At 54.2% G+C, this 18889-nt stretch carries 15 protein-coding genes and 1 riboswitch; of the genes, 11 read left to right on the plus strand and 4 right to left on the minus strand.

Annotated elements, in window-relative coordinates; all coding sequences use genetic code 11:
• The coding region (locus PT964_RS24905; RefSeq protein WP_274366076.1) for a hypothetical protein at positions 1-251 on the plus strand (251 nt) is incomplete at its 5' end.
• 233 nt (positions 252-484) lie between these two features.
• On the opposite strand, the gene PT964_RS24910 is transcribed toward PT964_RS24905, so the two are convergent.
• Positions 485-1867, minus strand: coding sequence for an MFS transporter (locus PT964_RS24910; RefSeq protein ID WP_274366077.1), 1383 nt, complete (start codon positions 1865-1867; stop codon positions 485-487).
• Between the two features lie 117 nt (positions 1868-1984).
• Between PT964_RS24910 and PT964_RS24915 the strand changes: the two genes are divergently transcribed.
• The 5 genes from PT964_RS24915 (at position 1985) to PT964_RS24935 (ending at position 9069) form a co-directional block, all read left to right on the plus strand.
• A complete protein-coding gene (locus PT964_RS24915; protein ID WP_274366078.1) occupies positions 1985-2866 on the plus strand; it encodes a LysR family transcriptional regulator in 882 nt (293 codons plus the stop codon).
• A gap of 98 nt (positions 2867-2964) precedes the next feature.
• Positions 2965-3975 (plus strand): uridine kinase family protein, encoded by a 1011-nt coding sequence (locus tag PT964_RS24920; RefSeq protein WP_274366079.1) that lies wholly within the window; start codon positions 2965-2967, stop codon positions 3973-3975.
• A 127-nt stretch (positions 3976-4102) separates the two neighbouring features.
• On the plus strand, positions 4103-6055 hold the full coding sequence (locus tag PT964_RS24925; protein WP_274366080.1) for a tetratricopeptide repeat protein: 1953 nt from the start codon (positions 4103-4105) through the stop codon (positions 6053-6055).
• Positions 6056-6185: 130 nt separating this feature from the next.
• Positions 6186-6299, plus strand: a riboswitch (cyclic di-GMP riboswitch).
• 44 nt (positions 6300-6343) lie between these two features.
• The gene (locus tag PT964_RS24930; RefSeq protein ID WP_274366081.1) at positions 6344-7546 is read left to right on the plus strand and encodes a trypsin-like peptidase domain-containing protein; all 1203 of its coding nucleotides are present in this window, start codon (positions 6344-6346) and stop codon (positions 7544-7546) included.
• Complete coding sequence (locus tag PT964_RS24935; protein ID WP_274366082.1) at positions 7546-9069, plus strand: stalk domain-containing protein; 1524 nt, start codon at positions 7546-7548, stop codon at positions 9067-9069. The genes PT964_RS24930 and PT964_RS24935 overlap by 1 nt, the downstream gene beginning before the upstream one ends.
• Before the next feature lie 16 nt (positions 9070-9085).
• On the opposite strand, the gene PT964_RS24940 is transcribed toward PT964_RS24935, so the two are convergent.
• A complete protein-coding gene (locus tag PT964_RS24940) occupies positions 9086-9655 on the minus strand; it encodes a helix-turn-helix domain-containing protein (RefSeq protein WP_274366089.1) in 570 nt (189 codons plus the stop codon).
• 265 nt (positions 9656-9920) lie between these two features.
• Here PT964_RS24940 and tdh point away from each other — a divergent pair, with 265 nt between their 5' ends.
• Together tdh and PT964_RS24950 are read left to right on the plus strand one after the other, a co-directional pair.
• Positions 9921-10955, plus strand: a complete 1035-nt coding sequence (gene tdh / locus PT964_RS24945) for an L-threonine 3-dehydrogenase (protein WP_274366090.1) — start codon at positions 9921-9923, stop codon at positions 10953-10955.
• A gap of 41 nt (positions 10956-10996) precedes the next feature.
• Positions 10997-12172: a glycine C-acetyltransferase gene (locus tag PT964_RS24950; RefSeq protein WP_274366083.1), complete on the plus strand. Its 1176-nt coding sequence runs from the start codon at positions 10997-10999 to the stop codon at positions 12170-12172.
• A gap of 148 nt (positions 12173-12320) precedes the next feature.
• Here the strand turns inward: PT964_RS24950 and PT964_RS24955 are convergent, their stop codons facing one another.
• Entirely contained in the window at positions 12321-13091 is a 771-nt protein-coding gene (locus tag PT964_RS24955; RefSeq protein WP_274366084.1) for an ANT(4')-I family aminoglycoside nucleotidyltransferase, read from the minus strand.
• 442 nt (positions 13092-13533) lie between these two features.
• A complete protein-coding gene (locus PT964_RS24960; RefSeq protein WP_274366085.1) occupies positions 13534-13716 on the minus strand; it encodes a hypothetical protein in 183 nt (60 codons plus the stop codon).
• Between the two features lie 369 nt (positions 13717-14085).
• Here PT964_RS24960 and PT964_RS24965 point away from each other — a divergent pair, with 369 nt between their 5' ends.
• Genes PT964_RS24965 through PT964_RS24975 form a run of 3 tightly spaced genes read left to right on the plus strand, consistent with a single transcriptional unit; the run spans position 14086 to position 18795 of the window.
• Positions 14086-15282, plus strand: a complete 1197-nt coding sequence (locus PT964_RS24965) for a MalY/PatB family protein (RefSeq protein ID WP_274366086.1) — start codon at positions 14086-14088, stop codon at positions 15280-15282.
• On the plus strand, positions 15279-16373 hold the full coding sequence (locus tag PT964_RS24970) for an ABC transporter ATP-binding protein (RefSeq protein WP_274366087.1): 1095 nt from the start codon (positions 15279-15281) through the stop codon (positions 16371-16373). Before PT964_RS24965 ends, PT964_RS24970 begins: the two co-directional genes overlap by 4 nt.
• The gene (locus PT964_RS24975; protein WP_274366088.1) at positions 16366-18795 is read left to right on the plus strand and encodes an ABC transporter permease; all 2430 of its coding nucleotides are present in this window, start codon (positions 16366-16368) and stop codon (positions 18793-18795) included. The genes PT964_RS24970 and PT964_RS24975 overlap by 8 nt, the downstream gene beginning before the upstream one ends.
• Positions 18796-18889 lie beyond the last annotated feature (94 nt).

The raw sequence follows: 18889 nt of genomic DNA on the forward strand, positions 1-18889 counted from the left end.
CAAAGTTATTTAGCAAAAAGTGTTCAAAAGTACTTGACGGTTACAGCGCCATCCAATGGGACGAAACGAGTGCCTTTACAAACGGAGTAAACCCTGTGATTAATGGAATTACACTGCTATGGAGGAAGAACATTACCACTGCAATTCCAAAAGTAAATCCGAGTAACCCCCACGAAGGAGTCAGTCTCTTGGAAAAAGGAATCAATTCAATGAATAGAGCAACTAAAAATGTGAAAATGACTAATCCGTAAAACCAAAATACTGAGTTCGAATTAGCCACAGTGTACAAAAACTCGAACGGTTGTTACATAAGGGAAGTAATAACAATGCCGATACAGGCTATCAGAACACGCAATAGCTGTGGGTTCATTTTATATCCCCCTTTCTCAATATTTATTCCTGATAATTTCCCAGAGATTGGAAAGATGCACAAATCTGCCCCGGTTGTTCAATGAAATCAAACACAACCATTATAATCAACAATTCACTTTATCAGAGACTTTTCTTTAAGCCCGGATGTAACTGTATCGGATTTCAAAGACTTTTCCCCGAACTTTATAAGGTAAAAGATCCATACTCCCAAAACGACAAGCGCCAAAACAAAGTAAATATTACTGTACACATAGGAGTCCGGGAACGCATAGAACGGATTCAATCGAAACGCCGCACCTTGATCCACGATTTTTCCGAAGACGCTTGCAGATACTGCCCCCGCTAAAAAATTCAACATCGATAACAGTCCCATGCCGACTCCTGTCTGCTCTTTCGGCAGCGTTCCGGAGATCGTGTTGGATAAAGCAATTTGAAGGAACGTTTGTCCGACATTGCCGAAAATCAGAAAGACGGCAACGATCGCCGGAAGTATACCCGCAAACAAAGACATCAAGGTAAAACAAATGAAAAGCAAGCCGCTGGCGATCGTGAACAGCGTCGCATTTCCCTTTTTATCCGCCAGCTTCCCTGCTTTTCGTCCCAGAAATGCGGAGACGGCCGCTCCGGGCACCATCGCAAAGCCAATGAGCCCGGGTGAAAGCTTATGAACATCGGCTAACAGCTGTGGCGTTAGGAATGGCAGGGCAAACGAAACACTGACGAGCAAAATCGCAATTACAAGACCGAACGAATAATTTCGATTGCCGAACAATTTCGGATTTACGAACGGCGATGCCGCTTTGCGAATGCGAAGAACGAATAAGAGCAAAGCAACCGCGCTAATTGCGGCGGGAAGCCAATCCTCGAACGTAACGGCGAGCAGCAAACAAGCTACGGTGACTGCCAGTAATCCGCCGCCGATCAGGTCAAGCTTTTCGCCCTTCCCCTGCTCATCGCCAAGATATTTGCGGAATAACGGCAATGTAAACAGAAGCAAGAGCGGAAGGCAGAACAGCCACCGCCAATGAGCGAAGCTGACGAGCATTGCGGACACGACCGGACCGACCGCACTGCCGATCGCGAGTCCTGTTGCCGTAGTGCCGAGCGCCCATCCCCGGTTTTCCGCAGGGAAGTATCGGATCGGGACGATCATCGCCGTTGCGGGAATGACCGCCGCACCGCATGCTTGCAAGATTCTTCCTAAGAGAACCATCCAGTAGCCTTGGGAAGCCAGTCCGATGAAAGAGCCGAAACAGAAAAAGATGATTCCGAACGTCAGTAAGTTCTTCAATTTATACAGATCGGCTAATTTGCCGTACACGGCGGAACCGATCGCATAGATGAGAAAGTAGATCGCCGACACCCAGCTCACTTGCGAGTAAGAAAGCCGGAACTCTTCGCTCATGCTCGGCAGCACAATATTGAACATCGTCGCGCTCATGGAAGAAACAATCATGGTGAATGCGAGGACATATAACAGCTTTTCCGATTTCATTCCAAGTCACCCTTTCTTTTGGTTACGGATTATTTTACAATCCTAAATAAATAATAAAAAATATATCTTTTTCTATGTAATCATAAACTGAAAGTTATGAATCGAAGGTGATGACTATTGGAACTGCTGCAGTTGCAATATTTTCTAACGACCGCCAAATTGGAACACATGACTAAGGCTGCTGAACAGCTCCATATCACGCAGCCTGCGCTCAGCAAGATGATTTCCAGACTGGAGGAAGACGTAGGGGTTCCGCTGTTCGATCGAACGAACCGGCAAATTCGTCTTAACAGCTACGGTAAAGTGTTTCTTGCCAAAGTGGAAGCTTCTTTGTCTTTGCTGGAAGAAGGGCGAAAAGAAGTGAAGGATATGGCGGGATTGGAACGGGGAACGGTCAGCATCGCAACGAACGCTTTAAGCCGCCTTTCACCGGCTATAGCTGTATTTCGCGAACGGTATCCGGATGTGAGCTTCCGCATCAACCAGATTGCTCCGGCCAAGACGGGCAGCATTGCGGAGCTTTTGGAACAGGGCGGCGCAGATCTTGGTTTCGGTCCGACGTCTTTTCAGAAGCCGGGTATTCGCGAATTGCCCGTTCTTCAGACAGAGGTTTTTCTTGCCGTTCCGCGAGGCCATCGGTATGAAGCGCAGAGCAGCATTACTTTGGAGCAAGTGGCCGACGACGCGTTCATCGAATACAAGATCGGCCACCCGTTTCGCCAAGTCAACGACGAGATTAGCCGAAAAGCGGGTATCAAGCGGAACATCGTTTGTGAAGTGGAAGAGCCGGCCGCACTGGGCAATCTGGTGCAGGCCGGATTAGGGGTCGCTTTTGTTCCAAGCTGCAAAGGCGATGAAGCGCCGCAGTATACGCTGCTAAGCATCGCCGGTGCGGATAACAAACGCGCTTTTTCCGTATCGTGGTATGAAGCTCGATATTTATCAAAAGCCGCGCGGCAGTTTCAACGTTTCCTCGTCGATTATTTCGCAAATAAGTGAATTGTGCGGCAGTCGTTCGAACATTTATACGGAAGTCACGGTAACCTTTGCGTGATCGGAAACGTCAAAGAAATACACATGCGAAAGAGGTGGGCGCCGTGAAATATGGAAGCGGAGCTGCAAATGTTTGGGCGACGATAACCGCGTCGAAACGTAAAACGGAAACGTTCCTGATCGGCATTGACGGGTGCGGAGGCTCGGGAAAAAGCACCTTTGCGGAGGAGCTGCGCCGGCAAAGCCCCGAGACGGTGACTGTGATTCACATGGACGATTTCTATAAACCCTCTGAGCAAAGGGGGACCGCCGGCGGAAACGAAGCGGAAGCGGGCGGAAATTTCGATTGGCGGCGGCTGCTCGCTCAGGTCATCGAACCGCTTCGCCGAAACGAGACGAGTCGTTACCAGCGTTACGACTGGGAGACGGACCGGCTTGCCGAGTGGCGCGAGGTGCCGCCCGGCGGCATCGTAATCGTCGAAGGGGTTACATCGCTCCGCAGGGAGCTTCGCGATTATTACGACTACACGGTCTGGGTGGACACCCCGAGAACCGTTCGCCTGCAGCGGGGCATCGAACGAGACGGTGAGCGTCAACGCGTCGTCTGGGAGGAGCAATGGATGCCCGCGGAAGACCGGTACGTCGCCGAGCATCGGCCGGGTGAATATGCGAGCGTCGTAATCGAGGGAGAAACGAAGAGCCCCGGCGGACGGAGTGGAAGATTCCCGCTCCTGCTTGCTGCAGCGATCGTTTCCGCGCTCACGTTTCCGCTCATCCTCGCTTTGTTATTAAGCGAGCTCGTTTCCTTCTCCAGCATGTATTTGTTTTTGCTTATATTCGGCGCACCCGCGTTTGTCGTCGGCGGCACGCTCGTATCGTACTTCTTGGAAGCATGGAAGGATCAGGTCCCGAAGGTCGGCAGCCGGGCTCGTTACGCCGTCTCGCTTGCCGCATACGCAGCCGGCGGAGCGGCCGTTATGGTCTTATATATTTCGTTCGTGCTGAGGCGATTGGAAGTCAATCCGTTCGACTACCTGGTTTGGGTAGGCGCGGCAGCGGGTTTATATCATTACCACGTGCTGCTGCTGCTCCGGAAGGTGAGAGAAAGCATATGAAACGGTCCCAAGGGAAGCCTTGGGGCTTTTTGCTTTAAGAGTAAGGGAAAAAGGTAAAATTTCACGCTTTACGCCGCTGTAAACATGCTATGATGGTATGGCAGACAACCATGGCGGAGGAAGACGTATGATTTGGAAAATGCTCGGCACCTACTACGCGAAGAAGAAAAACTATAGATTAGCCGAACGATTTTTATCGAGAGCCGAGCGGACGCTGTCTACGGCGGAGCATAAATCGATGCTGGCCGAGTCGCTTCATAACGTCGGGAAGTCGGAGGAGGCTTTGGCGTATTTGACCGAGGCGATCGCGCAGCATCCTTCGAACAGCTTTTTGTATGAGCGAAGAGCCCACATCTTAAGGGAAATGTACCGGGAAGAGGAAGCGATCGCCGATTTGGACGAAGCGATTCGAATGAACCCCGACAATTACTTGAACTGGTATACCCGCGGGCTCGCATATAAAGATCTGGGCAAGTACGAGGAAGCGATCCGGGATTTGCATGAATCGATAAAAAGGGAACCTCAAAGCACCGTCATTTCAACTTACTATGAGCTGGCAATGACTTATTACGAACACGGCCTGTACGAAGAGGCGGAGCAATATTTGCAAAAGACGATAAACACGCCGAAAACGATCCCCGAATACTATCACACGCTGGCAAGGACGCTCGATGCGCTGGGCAGGACGAACGAAGCGGTCGAGGCGCTGCAGAAGGGAATCGGGCTGCTCGATTTTTACGAAGCGAAGCCTGATAAAGGCTATGCGCTGTTTGCGGCGACGACCAATTACAGCTACGGCGCGTTTGTGACGTTTCAGAAAATTATCGCCGCCAATCACTCGTTTCGTCCGCTGCTTTCGGAGCTGTATGTGAAATTGAACGATTACGAGCAAGCGGCGAACGCTTTAACCCAAGCGGTCGAGCTGTATCCGGAAGCTTCAGGGCTCTATGTCAAAAGAGGCAGGCTTTATTTGGAATGGGAAAGATTAGAGCCGGCGCTGAACGATTTTGACCGAGCGATTCGGCTAAGCCCGACGGACAATGACGGCTATTTGGGAAAGGTGCGGGCATACCGGCAAGCAGGCCTGGAGGAAAAGGCGCTCGAAGTGTTTCAGGAGCTTTATAAGACAAATCCGACTACACTCGCTTGCTACTGGCTGTCGGACAGCTATTATCGGTTGGGAAGAATGGAAGAGGCGCTGCAAATCAACGATGAGCTGCTCAAGCTCGAAGACGACGATCATATGAACTTCATGCAGCAGGGGGAAATTATGCTTCAACTGGACCGGCTCCCCGAAGCGGAGAAAGCGTTCTCGCGAGCGATGGAGCTGCATGATCATGCCGAGGCCAGAAGCAGGAAGGGCTACGTTCATTATTTGCAGGGCAGGTACGAGGAGGCGCTGCTTGAGATGAGCGCAGCGGCGCAGCTGGAACCGGAGCTGCGGCAGGACCCTTCCTACCTCGTGGGGACCGGTCACATTTATAAAGCGCTTAAGGAATGGGAGCTTGCAATCGGCGAATTTACGAAAGCGATCGAACTGCAGCCGGATTACTTTCGCTATCTGGAATACAGGGCGCAATGCTATTTGGACACGGAAAGGTATGAGCAAGCCGTTCAAGATTATACGCGCGCGATTGCTCTGGAGCCGGGCTATCCGGCGCTCTATCACGCCAGGGGATATGCCTATTACGTATTGGAGGATTACGAACGAGCCAAGTCGGACGCGCAGACGTATATAAAGCACGAGCCGTCTTCGCCGCTGGGGTATTACAATTTGGGCAAGGTCGAATATGAAAACATGGAGAGCGAATCCGCCATGGAGTATTTCGATCAGGCGATTCGGCTGGATCCGAGCCATGCGCCGAGCTACCTGCATAAAGCTTATATTTATTTTAACCGGTATGAGCTGGAGGAGTGCAGGGAGCATATCGTGCTGTGGGCGCTTTATTTAGGGAACGAAATGCCGCAGCAGGACAAAGAGGACGCGATTCGTTCGCTGGACGGGTTTGACGATACCGTTCTTGAAGAAGCGGTCGAGCGGCTGCGGACGATGTACGGACACACGGTTTATTTATCTTAAAGCGGCGTTAGGGCTAATTTCCTAAATATTTTACAGATTTCGATTGAAAACGACAAAATACCACAGTATAATAGAGCCAATATTTGCTAGAGTTATGGAATAGTAGTATTTTTGTATGAAGTGCTTCATGAATTGAAAAGGGCAAACCTGGTCGAAAGTCAGGGACGCAAAGCCACGGGCCTAATCCATTAGTCGCATGTTGTTAGTAGACTGTGTCAAATGGGATGGCAGCCGGGTTGCCGGTTTAGGGGGCATTTTTTTGTTGTCAAAAATGGGGGAGATGTCGTCATGAAAAAAGTCATCGCAATCGTTCTCGCATCCTTACTATTCGCAGGAGTTGCCAGCGCTTCGAGCTTATGGGGCACTTATAAGGGCAACAACATTATCAGGCTTACGGTCGACGGCGCGCCCGTTAAAGTATCCGACGTCCCTGTCATCAGCTATCAAGGCCGGACGATGGTTCCGATCTACCTTTTGAAGGAGGCCGGCATAAACTACACGTGGGATCAAAAAAATCAGACGGTGGATGTTGTAAAGCAAATCCCGCAGCCGCAGGAAACGGCGAAGCCGCTAGATGTCGCTCAGTTGATCAAGGATGTCGAGCGGCTAGGCGGATACGCGATCGTAATGGGAACAAACGACGAAGGCACGTTTGCCGCCTTAACCTATGAGCAGAAACGCGGATTCGATGCCGATTGGAGCAGCCTTGTCAAAATTTTCGCGGTTCTCGACCGTCTGGATCTCATCAATTATATAGTCATTTATGAAGACGAGAATGAGAAGGAATTAGGGAAAATTTGGCTCGAAGATAAAGTTTTGGAGGAATATGCGCTTGGTAAATTGACCGAGCAGCAATTGCGCGAACAGGCGTACATGGAAGGCAAAATCGTACAAAAGCCTTTATCGGTTAAAGAAATAGCGAAGCTGAGAGACCGTGTCGGGTACGTCGAGACGTATGACGAAGCCGGTAAAATCGTAAGCACTGGCTCCGGCTTCATGATCGAGGACGGGCTGTTCATTACGAACTTTCATGTGATGGAAGGGGCTATCGGGCTTCGCGCCAAAATCGACGGACGGCATTACGATAACGAAGGATGGTATTTGTTTGAAAATCCGGACAGCGACTTATTCGGACTTGTTCTGTCGACAAGCTACAACAGCAACGGAGGCACGACCGGGGCGAAGCCTTCGAAATATTTGAAGACGGAAACGGAGCTTCCGGAAATCGGCGACAAGGTGTATGCCATCGGAAGCCCGCTCGGACTCGAAAATACGGTAACCGACGGAATCGTTTCGGGAATTCGCACGATCGACGGCATCGATTATATTCAGCATACGGCGATCATCGAGCCCGGCTCGAGCGGCGGGGTGCTTTTGGACGAATACGGCAATGTCCTCGGCGTAAACACATGGAAAGCGGAAAATTCGGATTTATATTTTGCGGTTCCGATCAAGTACGTTTATGAAGAGCTGGAGATGCTGGAGGACTAATGAAAAAATTATTCCTTACCGGATTTGTCTTTGCTTTATTGCTTGCCGCATTTTCCGGTACGGCTTTGGCAGGAACCGAAACGTACCGGCTCACGATTGACGGGAAACCGTTGAATTCCAAGCAAGCGCCGGTAAACCGGAACGGAAGCGTCATGGTTCCGCTGCGGCTCATCTTCGAATCGCTGGGAGCGAACGTCGAATATGAGCCGGACTCGAAAAAAATTACCGGGAAAAAGGGCGATCTGACGATCACGCTGCATGTCGGATCCGCAATCGCGACACGGAATGAAGAGACGGTTGCGCTGGCCCAGCCTCCGGTGTTCGTAAATAACAGCGTGTATGTGCCGGTTCGGTTTATTAGCGAAGCATTGGGAGCCGATACGGAGTGGCTTGCCGAAACCAAGACCGTCAATATCGTAACGGCGAAGATGGCGTTGACGGAGACGGTCAAGCTGCCGGTCATGAACGATAAGGGGATGCCGGTCGTACTCAAACATAGGGGCGATATCCGTTTAAAATGGTCGATGGAAGACGAGAGTCCTCACCAAATGTTCGAAGGATTCGCTGCAGGCGATAACGAGCTCATATTTTTCGGCTTCGACAAAACGATCGTCACCGACCGCGATGGAAACGTACTGAGGGAATCGCCTTACGGACAATCCAAGGAGACTCTCATCATCGCCTTCGCCGGGGAACATGGGTATAAGATCGGAGATCTCTTAGGGGAAAGTCTCTTCGAGTGGGAAATACCGGTATACAAGGACGCCAATATTTTTCCATGGTTTACGGATGCCGGCGAGCCTACGCTGGAAAAACTGTTCGTCGAAGCGATCGTGGATCGCGAGGATCGATTGATCATCTTGACCGATGACGGACTAGCCGCTTATAACACGGACGGGGAACGGCTGTGGGTACATCGGGAATGGCGGACGGAAGACGGAGTCGTTTCGGCCTTCGGACCATTCGGCGGGCTAGGTACGGACGCTTCAAATCATCTTTACATATCGTATGAGGACGGCTTTGTCATTCTGGATTCTGAAGGCAATACCTTGCTTGCACAGAAGGAACCGTTATTCCCGGCTGTGCTTGAAGACGGAACCTTGCTCACAAGCGACGGAACGTACCGGCTCTCTGACGGCAAGCTTCAGAAGACCGGCGCTTCGTATGTCGGCCGTATGGAGGAATACGCGGCTCCTTCAGAAAAAAATACGCTACGGCGCATCGATCCTGTAACCGGTAAAGTCGTTTGGGAGTATACGCTAAGCCAAACGGAAAGAAGCAGAGGATACAGCTTGTTTGAAAGCACGCTCACAGCGGACAAAGCGGGCAATGCGTATATTTCGACAACAGGCGGGACCGTCCATGGACTGGACAGCGAAGGCGCCTTACGCTTCATACTCGCAGTGGATAACAGAACGATTTCGTCTTCGCAAATTATTCCGTTGTCTTCAGAAGAATTCGTGATTGTGGACAATAACGGGATCATGTGCTTCGAGGTAATACCGCAAAACGAAGGAGCCTGAAATCAGGCTCCTTTTTTTACCCTCTCGACGCCGCATCCGCGTAAAAAATGACCGTATAAAACCTGGCCGTTTCCTCGCCCGTGTTCCTGTACGTGTGAGCGCGGTTCGCCGCAAAATGCATCGAGCTTCCTTCCTTCGCCGTATACGTTTCATCGCCGAAAGACAGCTCCAGCGCGCCCTTTTGAATAAAAATATATTCCTCCACCCCGTCGTTATGCGCCTCCGATGCGTGGGAGCAGCCGGGGTCGATCTCGACCAAATACGACTCGAATTTCGTTCTCGGGTTGTACGGGAACAGCGGAAACGCGCGGTAAGCGCCGTCCTCCTCCACGAAAGGCTCCAGCGTGTCCGCAGAGACGACCGTTACCTCCGACTCCGTATCCTCGATCAGCGTCGTGAACGAGATGCGGAGGCCGCTGACGATTCGCCATAACACGGAAATTGTCGGATTGGAATCGCCGCGCTCGATTTGGCCGAGCATCGCTTTGCTGACTCCCGTAAGCTCAGCCGCGCCGTCCAGGCTCAGTCCTCTCGATTTGCGAATGGCTTGCAGATTTTTGCCTACTTTCTTATGGATCGGTTCCATTTGCTCCATTTTCAATTCCGAACCCCTTTCTCATGCTCAGTATCATACCAAAAAAATGCGCATAACCACCAACAAAAAGTTTCGCGGCATGAAAAAGATGATGTACAATATAATAAACCAAACGTATAATATATTGTACATAAACATAATGCGATGGAAATAAGCGGGGCTGGGGAAAGGGTGTGCGACTACGATGAGCGAAACGGAAACGGCGGTTGCGGTGCCGATCGAGGAGCCGGCGCGCGGAGGGACGGGGAGAGCGGTGATGAAAGCGTTAATGAAGACGCATCGGGGTCCGGGCGCGATGTTCGCGGACGTTGCGGTTCCCACGATTCAGCCGGATGAAGTGCTGGTGCGCGTGAAGGCTGCGTCCATTTGCGGTACGGATTTGCATATTTACGATTGGGACGAGTGGGCGCAGCGGACGGTTCATACGCCGATCGTATTCGGGCATGAGTTTGCGGGCGTAGTGGAATGTGTCGGCGAAGACGTAAAGCATGTGAAAGCGGGCGATCATGTGTCCGCCGAAGGGCATATGGTATGCGGCGTTTGCCGGGCATGCCGAACGGGGAACGCGCACGTTTGCCCGAACACGCGAAGCTTCGGCATTACCGCGAACGGCTGCTTCGCCGAATTCGCGGTCGTGAAGGCGTCCAACGTCATTAAGAACGACCCGTCGGTGCCGCACGAAATCGCATGCCTGCAAGACCCGCTCGGCAATGCGGTGCATACGGTGCTGTCCGGGCCGGTCGTCGGCCGGACCGTTGCCGTCGTCGGCGTCGGCGCGATCGGCCTGATGGCGGTTGCGGTGGCGCGCGCTTGCGGCGCCGGAACGATCATCGCGGTCGACGTGAACGAGTACCGGCTTGAGATGGCGAAGCGGTTCGGAGCGGACGTATGCGTGAACTCGGCGCAAACCCCGATGGAAGAGGCGATTCGCGAAGCGACGGACGGTTTGGGCGCGGAGGCGGTGCTGGAGATGAGCGGCCATCCCGATGCGATTCGGGGAGCGTTCGCCTCGGCGGCGAACGCGGGACGCGTGGCGATGCTCGGCATCCCGACGAAGGATATTCCGGTCGATTTCGCGAAGGATATCATATTTAAAGGATTAACGGTGCACGGCATAACCGGACGCCGGATGTACGAGACGTGGGAGCAAATGAAAGGTTTGCTCGGAAGCGGGAGAGTCGATCTGTCGCAGCTCGTCACGCACCGGTTCCGATTGGAGCGGTTCGAGGAAGCGTTCGAGCTCGTTCGCTCCGGACGCTGCGGTAAAGTTGTGTTCACGGTTGGGGAATAGATCGTTCGTGCGAGTGAAATAAAAAGGGAGGTTTACAAGGTATGGCGGATTGGCGCGTGCTTGAGCGGGAACTTGAATTGCTGCGGCTGGATGGAAGATACCGCGAACTGACCGTTTGGGAGAGCGGCTCGGACAAATGGATGATGCTGAACGGGCGCCGTGTGCTGCAGCTGTCGTCCAACAATTATTTGGGACTGACGAATCACCCGGAGCTGAAGGCTGCGGCCGCAGCGGCGACCGAGAAGTACGGCGCCGGCAGCGGCAGCGTCCGGACGATTACCGGTACGCTGGATATTCACGACGAGCTGGAGCGGGAGCTTGCGGCGTTCAAAGGCACCGAAGCCGCGCTCGTGTTCCAGTCCGGGTATACGACGAATTTGGGCGTGCTGTCGTCGATTCTCGGGCCGGAGGACGTCGTCGTCAGCGATGAGCTGAACCACGCGTCCATCATCGACGGCATCCGGCTGACGAAAGCGTCGCGAAGAGTGTACCCGCATAAGGATATGGATGCGCTCGAGGCGGAGCTTCGCGAATGCGGGGGGTACCGCCAGCGGGTCGTCGTCACGGACGGAGTTTTCTCGATGGACGGCGACATTGCGCCGCTGCCGGATATCGTCGCGTTGTGCGAGAAATACGACGCGCTCGTATACGTCGACGACGCGCACGCCAGCGGCGTGCTGGGCAAGAGCGGGAAGGGATCGACGGATCATTTCGGACTGCACGGCCGCGTGCACGTGCAGGTCGGGACGCTGTCGAAGGCCGTCGGCGTTGTCGGAGGCTATGTTGCCGGGGCGCAGGCGCTGAAGAATTACTTGACGCACAAGGCGCGTTCGTTCCTGTTTTCCACCTCGGCGCCGCCGGCGGTTGCGGCGTCTTGCCTGGCAGCCGTGAAGGTGCTGAGGGGATCGTCCGAGCTGGTGGATCGGCTGTGGGACAATACGCGCTATTTCCGGGGGAAGGTGCAGTCGCTCGGCTTCGATACCGGCGCCTCCGAGACGCCGATCATCCCGATTATTTGCGGAACGCCCGAGCAGACGATGCGGTTTTCCGACGCGCTGCTGGAGGAGGGCGTCTTCGCCCAAGGAATCGTATATCCGACGGTTGCGATGGATAAAGGTCGCGTGCGCCTGATCGTCACGGCGATGCATACGCGGGAGGAGCTCGATTTCGCCGCGGATGCGCTCGTGAAGGCGGCGCGGAAGACCGGCATGGCATAAGGTGCTGACAAGTGGGGTTAGTCACAAAGTTTGGTGCTAAGTCGGTTGGTACGAGGGTGATCGGCGGGGTAGTAACAAAATTCAACTGTGCCAACGCCAAAGACCCCTTGCAAAAGGGGTCTTTGGCCTAAACTATCGTAAATCCGGTTCAAAACGGGATTCGTTGCGTACTAATTACGTAGTCGTGTTCGGCTGCCCAACGCACAAGGCCGTTCCAATAATTTTCACAAGCTGAAACGATCTTTGAAGGTTCTGATAACTCTCCAGACATAACCATTCGCACAACATTGTCGAATCCTTCCGGACGGTTAGGCAGTTCCAATGCCTCCGGTAAAACCATTGAACCGGTCGAGAAAAGCTTTTGGTTGTGTAACCCGACCAGCATAGCTCCGTATTGGGCAAACTCCATTGCCAAGTACGGCAAGTAGGTGTGTGGACCGTTGAGACTGATATTTCTCAATTTCCCGACAAACTCGTACATTTCTCCTACAAGGACTTCATTGATTGCAAGCCTGAAATCTTCCTTTGTCGGCGATTCGGCAGCTTCCTTTAATTTCTGGAAGAAGCCTGTGGGATCATACAGACGAAGTTGGGAAAAGAAAGGTCCGTGCGTCAGCGGCCATCTTCCTTCAACAGTACGGGCAGTTAAAAGGAGAATATCCGCAATGCGGACGTCCACTTCCGCTTTCCATGGCCCCGCAGACCATTCATAGCTAAAATCAACGGATTCGCTTGATTCGTTAAGTACGCAAAACATCTCAATGTCCGAGAAAGGGCCGTCCATACCTCTGGATATAGAACCATAGACACCAATGGCAAGTATTTTTTCTCCGTATGCCTCGTGTAATCTCGAAGCGATTTCACGGCAGGTCTGAAGTCGTTCGGATCGAGAAATTTGTACAGGTCCATTCATGTGCATTAGTGCGCATCTCCCTTTGATTTATTTAGGTGAAAAGAATAGTCACTAATGCATGGAATGGAGGAGCTCAAGCTTAACGGGGGACTTTTTTCGGATCCATCGGTTTTCCTCCCGGTTAATGATATTATTGTGAAGTCATTGGCGGATCAGGATTTTAACTCGGCAGCCCAACCGCCGAATTGGTAGGCGGAGAAAAATTTAGTTGTCTGCTGGAAGCCGGCTTCATAGAGCAATTCCTGTATTCTTTGCTCCGAAATGAGCGGCATCCTCAACACCCTTTGGACATCCTCGCTTTCCTCCGGATTTATTCCGTTACTTTGAAAGCGTGCTTTCCAAGCCTTAAATATTCGTTGAAACTCGATCGATTCCTTATCTCCATATAAACTGACAAGAATGAAGGGGGCGCCCGGCTTCAGACGATCCGCAATACTCTTTAATAAATTCAGTTTTGAACCGTCTCTCCTCCAGCCCCAACGACCAACATGTTCGACGCATCAATGGCTGATTGTTGTAAAAAAGTATCGGACATGGGAAATACTTCGTCATATGCCGGTAAAGCTAAACGGATGAATGAGTCATATTGTTGAGCGAACTCGGAATCGAAGTCTGGTTGTATGTTGTCCATATTCCAACCCCTTCCGCATATTCTTACTCCCATTATAACTGAGGAACGCAATTCGGTCTCAAATAAAATTTCACTAGAACACGTAAGATGTCGTCACAAACATGCCGTCTTCTTCGTGAAAAATCGGTGGCATCCAACTTCAATTCCGCTTTATTCGGCATTCGGATCGTGCCTTCCGTTTTCCACTTGCCGATGAATGGCCGCAGACGTTCCATCGCCGACCGGGCGGTCAACCGTTTGTCATCCATACGCCTCTCCCTTTCAGCGTCCCGGCCATATTTTTGCAAGAAAAGAGTCGACTTCTTGTCGTCCGTAATGTGGAAAGTTACAATCTTATATATGACTGACATTGAGGAGTGCGCTGATCTGATGAAATACGATTTTGACAAGATGATGAACCGAAAAAATACGTCCTCTCTGAAATGGGATCAGCTGACGTCGCTGTTCGGCGGGGAAGACGTGCTGCCGCTTTGGGTTGCCGACATGGATTTTCCGTGCGCGCAGCCGATTGTCGATGCGCTCGTAGCCCGCGCGAAAGAAGGAATTTACGGATATACGATCCGAACGGACGAGTGGACGAACGCGATTCGCGGCTGGTATGAACGGAGACACGGCTGGAGCATCGAGCCGGAATCGATTTTGATGAGCCCGAGCGTCGTCACATCGCTTGCGTTGTCCGTCGAATTGCTTTCGGAGCCGGGAGCCGGGGTAATCCTTCAGCCCCCAGTATACTATCCGTTCTATGATGTGATTAAATCGAACGGGCGCCAGGTGCTGAGAAGCCCTCTTCTGTTGGGCGATGACGGCAAGTACCGAATGGATTACGACAGCTTGGAGCGGTTGATGAAGGACGGCGCGAAGCTGATGCTGCTGTGCAATCCGCACAATCCGGGCGGGCGCGTTTGGACCCGCGAGGAGCTTGGGCGGCTGGCGGAGCTTGCGGTTCGTTACGGCGTTACCGTCGTATCCGACGAAATCCATTGCGACATCGTCTATGCTCCTTCGAAGCACGTGCCGTATGCGACAATCAGCGAAGAAGCAAAGCAGACGTCCGTTACGCTGCTGGCGGCTACGAAGACGTTCAATATCCCGGGCGTTCAATCGTCGCTCATCGTAGCGGCGAACGGGAAGCTTCGTACGAAGCTTTCGAATCGGATCAAGACGCTGTCGCTTCATATGCAAAACTTTTTCGCCCATTCCGCCACGATCGCCGCATTTAGCGAAGGGGATGACTGGCTGGATCAGCTGATTCCCTATTTGAAAGGCAATCTCGATGCGGCGGCGGCGTTCCTGGAAGAGCGTCTTCCGAGCGTTCGCCCGATCCGTCCGGAAGGAACTTATTTGCTTTGGGTCGATTGCCGTGCGTTGGGCCGGGATGTAGAAGGCTTGAAAAAGCTGATGTTCTCGGAAGCCAAGGTGGCGTTCAGCGAAGGCTCGGTATTCGGAGATCAAGAAGGGAGCGGGTATTTGCGCATAAACTGCGCTTGCCCTCGGCCGCTGCTGATGGAAGCTCTGGAGCGGTTCGCCGCCGCGGTCAACCGTTCCGGCGACAGTACACCGACATGATGATCGAATGCCGGCAGGTCTTCAAGACGTTCCGCACGGGCGGAACCGAGTATAAGGCGCTGAAGGGCATTGATCTGGATATCGCCGCCGGCGAGTTTGTCGCGATCGTCGGCAAATCGGGCAGCGGCAAATCGACGCTATTGAACATGATCGCGGGCATCGACCGTCCGACGAGCGGCGGCGTGAAGGTCGCCGGGACCGAATTAAGCACGCTCGGCGCAAGTGCGCTGGCACAGTGGCGGGGCAGGCAGCTCGGCGTTATTTTTCAGTTTTTTCAGCTGCTTCCGACGTTGAATTTGGTGGAAAACGTCATGCTTCCGATGGATTTTTGCCGGATGTGGGCGCCGAAGGAGCGCAAAAGCCGGGCGATGGAGCTGCTGGAGCGCGTCGGCATGGCCGATCACGCGTACAAGATGCCGTCCGCCGTATCGGGCGGCCAGCAGCAGCGCGTCGCCATCGCCAGAGCGCTCGCGAACGACCCGCCGATCATTATCGGCGACGAGCCTACCGGCAGTCTCGACTCCAAGACGGCGGACGCAGTGTTTCAGCTGTTTGAGGGGCTGGCCGAACAAGGCAAAACCGTCGTCATGGTTACCCACGACAACGATTTGGCGCATCGGGTGAAGCGCAGCGTCATCGTGGCCGACGGAGAAATCGTCGATCAGCACATCGTCCACGCGTTTCCGGGACTCGACGTGGATATGCTTACGGCGCTGCAGCAGCGCTTCCGCAAGGTGGTCGTAGAGCCGGGGGCGATATTGCTGCGGCAGGGCGACGAGGCGGATTACGCCTATGTCGTGACGAAGGGACAAGCGGAGGTGCTGGTGCGCCACCCGGCCGGCAACGATATAGTGGTCAACCGGATCGGTCCGGGGCAATATTTCGGAGAAATCGCGCTCGTGCGGGGCGGCGTGCGTACGGCGACGATCCGTGCAAGCGCGGGCGAGCCGCTTGAGGTGTACGCGCTGGATCGGGAATCGTTCGGCGATTTGCTGCTCCAATCCGCGCCAACAAGAGAAGAGATGGACCGGATCATCCGGCAGCGGCTCGGAGAACTGAACAGCCTGCAGGGAGAGGCGCGCCATGCTTAGCCCGCGCTGGCGGAAGATGCTCCGGGATTTATTTACGGATCCGGGCAGAACGCTGCTGGCCGTCATTTCCATCGCTATCGGCGTGGCCGGCGTAAGCCTTCTGGGACAAAGCTTGGAAACGCTGAACCTTGGCATGGCGGACAGCTATGAAGCGGCCGTGCCGTCCGATGCCGTCGTAATGACGGCGTCCGGCTTCGACGAATCGCTGCTGGAGGCAATCCGAAAGGCGGAAGGGGTCGCGTCGGCAGAAGGGCGGTTTCTGCTGAATGCGCGGCTCAGCGCCGTGGAGGAGTCTGCGGCCGAGGATTGGCGCGACGTGAATGTGGTTGCGATCGAACATTTTTCATTCATACATAACGACCGGCTGCTCCCGGAGAAAGGCGAATATCCGCCGCCGGCCGGGGAAGCGGTGCTGGAAGAGACGGCGCTGTCGTTCTACGGTCTGAGCGTCGGAACTAAGCTTTGGCTGAAGTTGCCGGACGGCAGCGTGAAGACGCTGCGCATTTCCGGGACGGTGCGGGATCCGGTTCGGGAAACCTCGACGCTGTCGGGCACAGGGTACGTTTATATTACGTTCGATACGTTGGAACAGTTAGGCTTACCGAGGCAGTTGAATACGTTGTCGTTTACGGTTGCCGATTCCGGCGAGGCGAAGGGCAAGGATCTCGATCGGGAAAAAAGGGAAATCGAGAAAGCGGCGGCTTCGGTTCGGAACGTACTGTATGAACATGAAGTGCCGGTGCTTGCCACGATCATTCCCGAGCCGGGGAAGCATTGGGGAGCGAACATCGTCGGCTCGATGACGTCGATCCTCCAAACGCTCGGAGCTTTGGCGCTGCTGCTCGGCACCACTTTAGTTGTGAACACGGTGCTCGCCATTCTCGGAGGACAGCTGCGCCAGGTCGGCGTCATGAAGGTGCTGGGGGCAAGACCTAAGGATTTGCTCTTCATGTACCTGTGCACCGTGCTCATGTTCGGTTTGCTGGCGATTGCCTTAGGGCTGCCGCTAGGCTTGATCGGCGCGAAATTCGTAACCGGCGCCTCGAATGTGCTGCTGGGCTTCGACAGCTCGGAGTACGGGTTCTCGCCGGACATTGTCGCCGCCGCTTTGTTTATCGGCATTTGCGTGCCGCTCGTTGCGGCGGCGCTGCCGATCCGGCGCGGCATCCGCATCGAGGTAAGGGAAGCGATCGCTCCGAGCGGCACCGGAGGCACCGACGGCTTCGGCGGGGGGCGAGTCGACCGGCTGCTTGAGCGAATCCGCGGATTGCCTCGGCCGCTCATGCTGTCCTTGCGCAATACGTTCCGCCGCAAGGGCAGGCTGTTGCTGACGCTTACGACGCTCAGCGTCGGCGGAGCGATCGTCGTATCGGTGGCCAGCATTTATGCAAGCATGGACTTGACCTTGGAGCGTTCCATGCAATATACGCAGTATGACGTGAAGGTTTTGTTTGCTGCTCCCCAGCCGCTTGCCGAGGCGAAGCTGGCGGCGGAGTCCGTCGACGGCGTCGTTCGGGTCGAAGGCTGGGGCTCGGCGATTGCGAACCGCGCGCGGGCGGACGGCTCCGAAAGTGTCGACTGGAGCGTTGCCGCGCCGCCGGCCGACACCGGGTTGATGACGCCGGTAATCGCCGAGGGCCGCTGGCTGTCCCCGGATGACGATCGGGCGATTGTAGTAGACTCGTACATGTTTAACGATGATCCCGATCCGATATCGGTGGGAGATACGCTAACGTTTGAGATAAACGGCCGACGGTCCGATTGGAAGGTAGTCGGCATTGCGCGCAAGGTGGTCGGAGATGTGGAGTCGTTCGTGCCTTACCGCGCGTGGGAAAGCGTTACGGGCTTGCCGGATCGGGTTTCGGGCCTTCGCATCGTGACGGAGGGGCACGACCGGGGCTCGCAGGCGAAAGCGGCGGAGCGGCTCAAGTCTGCGCTGGAGGCGGCAGGCGTTCCGGCGGCAGGCATCTCCTTAACTTCCGATTACAAGGAATTGCAAGAGAGCCGCTTCGGCATCATGCTCGGCTTTCTCACCGTTATGGGCGTCCTTCTGGCGATTGTCGCGACGCTCGGTCTGATGGGGAGCATGAGCTTGAACGTGATGGAGCGGACGCGGGAGTTCGGTATTTTGCGAAGCATCGGCGCCTCCGACAAGTCCGTTTGGGGGATCGTGGTGACCGAGGGGCTGATCGTCGGTTTCATCGGCTGGGCTGCCGGCTCCCTGCTGGCGCTGCCGATCAGCCGCATGCTTGCCGACGCCGTCGGCGATTCGTTGTTTAAAAACACGTTGGACTACGTGTTTCCGGCTTACGGCGTGCTGCTGTGGCTCGCCGGCGCGCTCGCGCTGTCCGCGGCGGCCAGCTTCCTGCCTGCGTGGCGCGCGTCGAGGCTTGCGATGCGGGACGTACTGGCGTTCGAATAAGGTTTCCTTTCTCTTCAATCGGCGTAGATGAACATGTTGTTCGTCTGCGTTTTTTTTCTACGACTGACCAATTAACTAACAAGGATTTCCATAA

The sequence above is a fragment of the Paenibacillus thermotolerans genome (assembly GCF_028745515.1).
Taxonomy (GTDB): Bacteria; Bacillota; Bacilli; order Paenibacillales; family YIM-B00363; genus Paenibacillus_AE; species Paenibacillus_AE thermotolerans.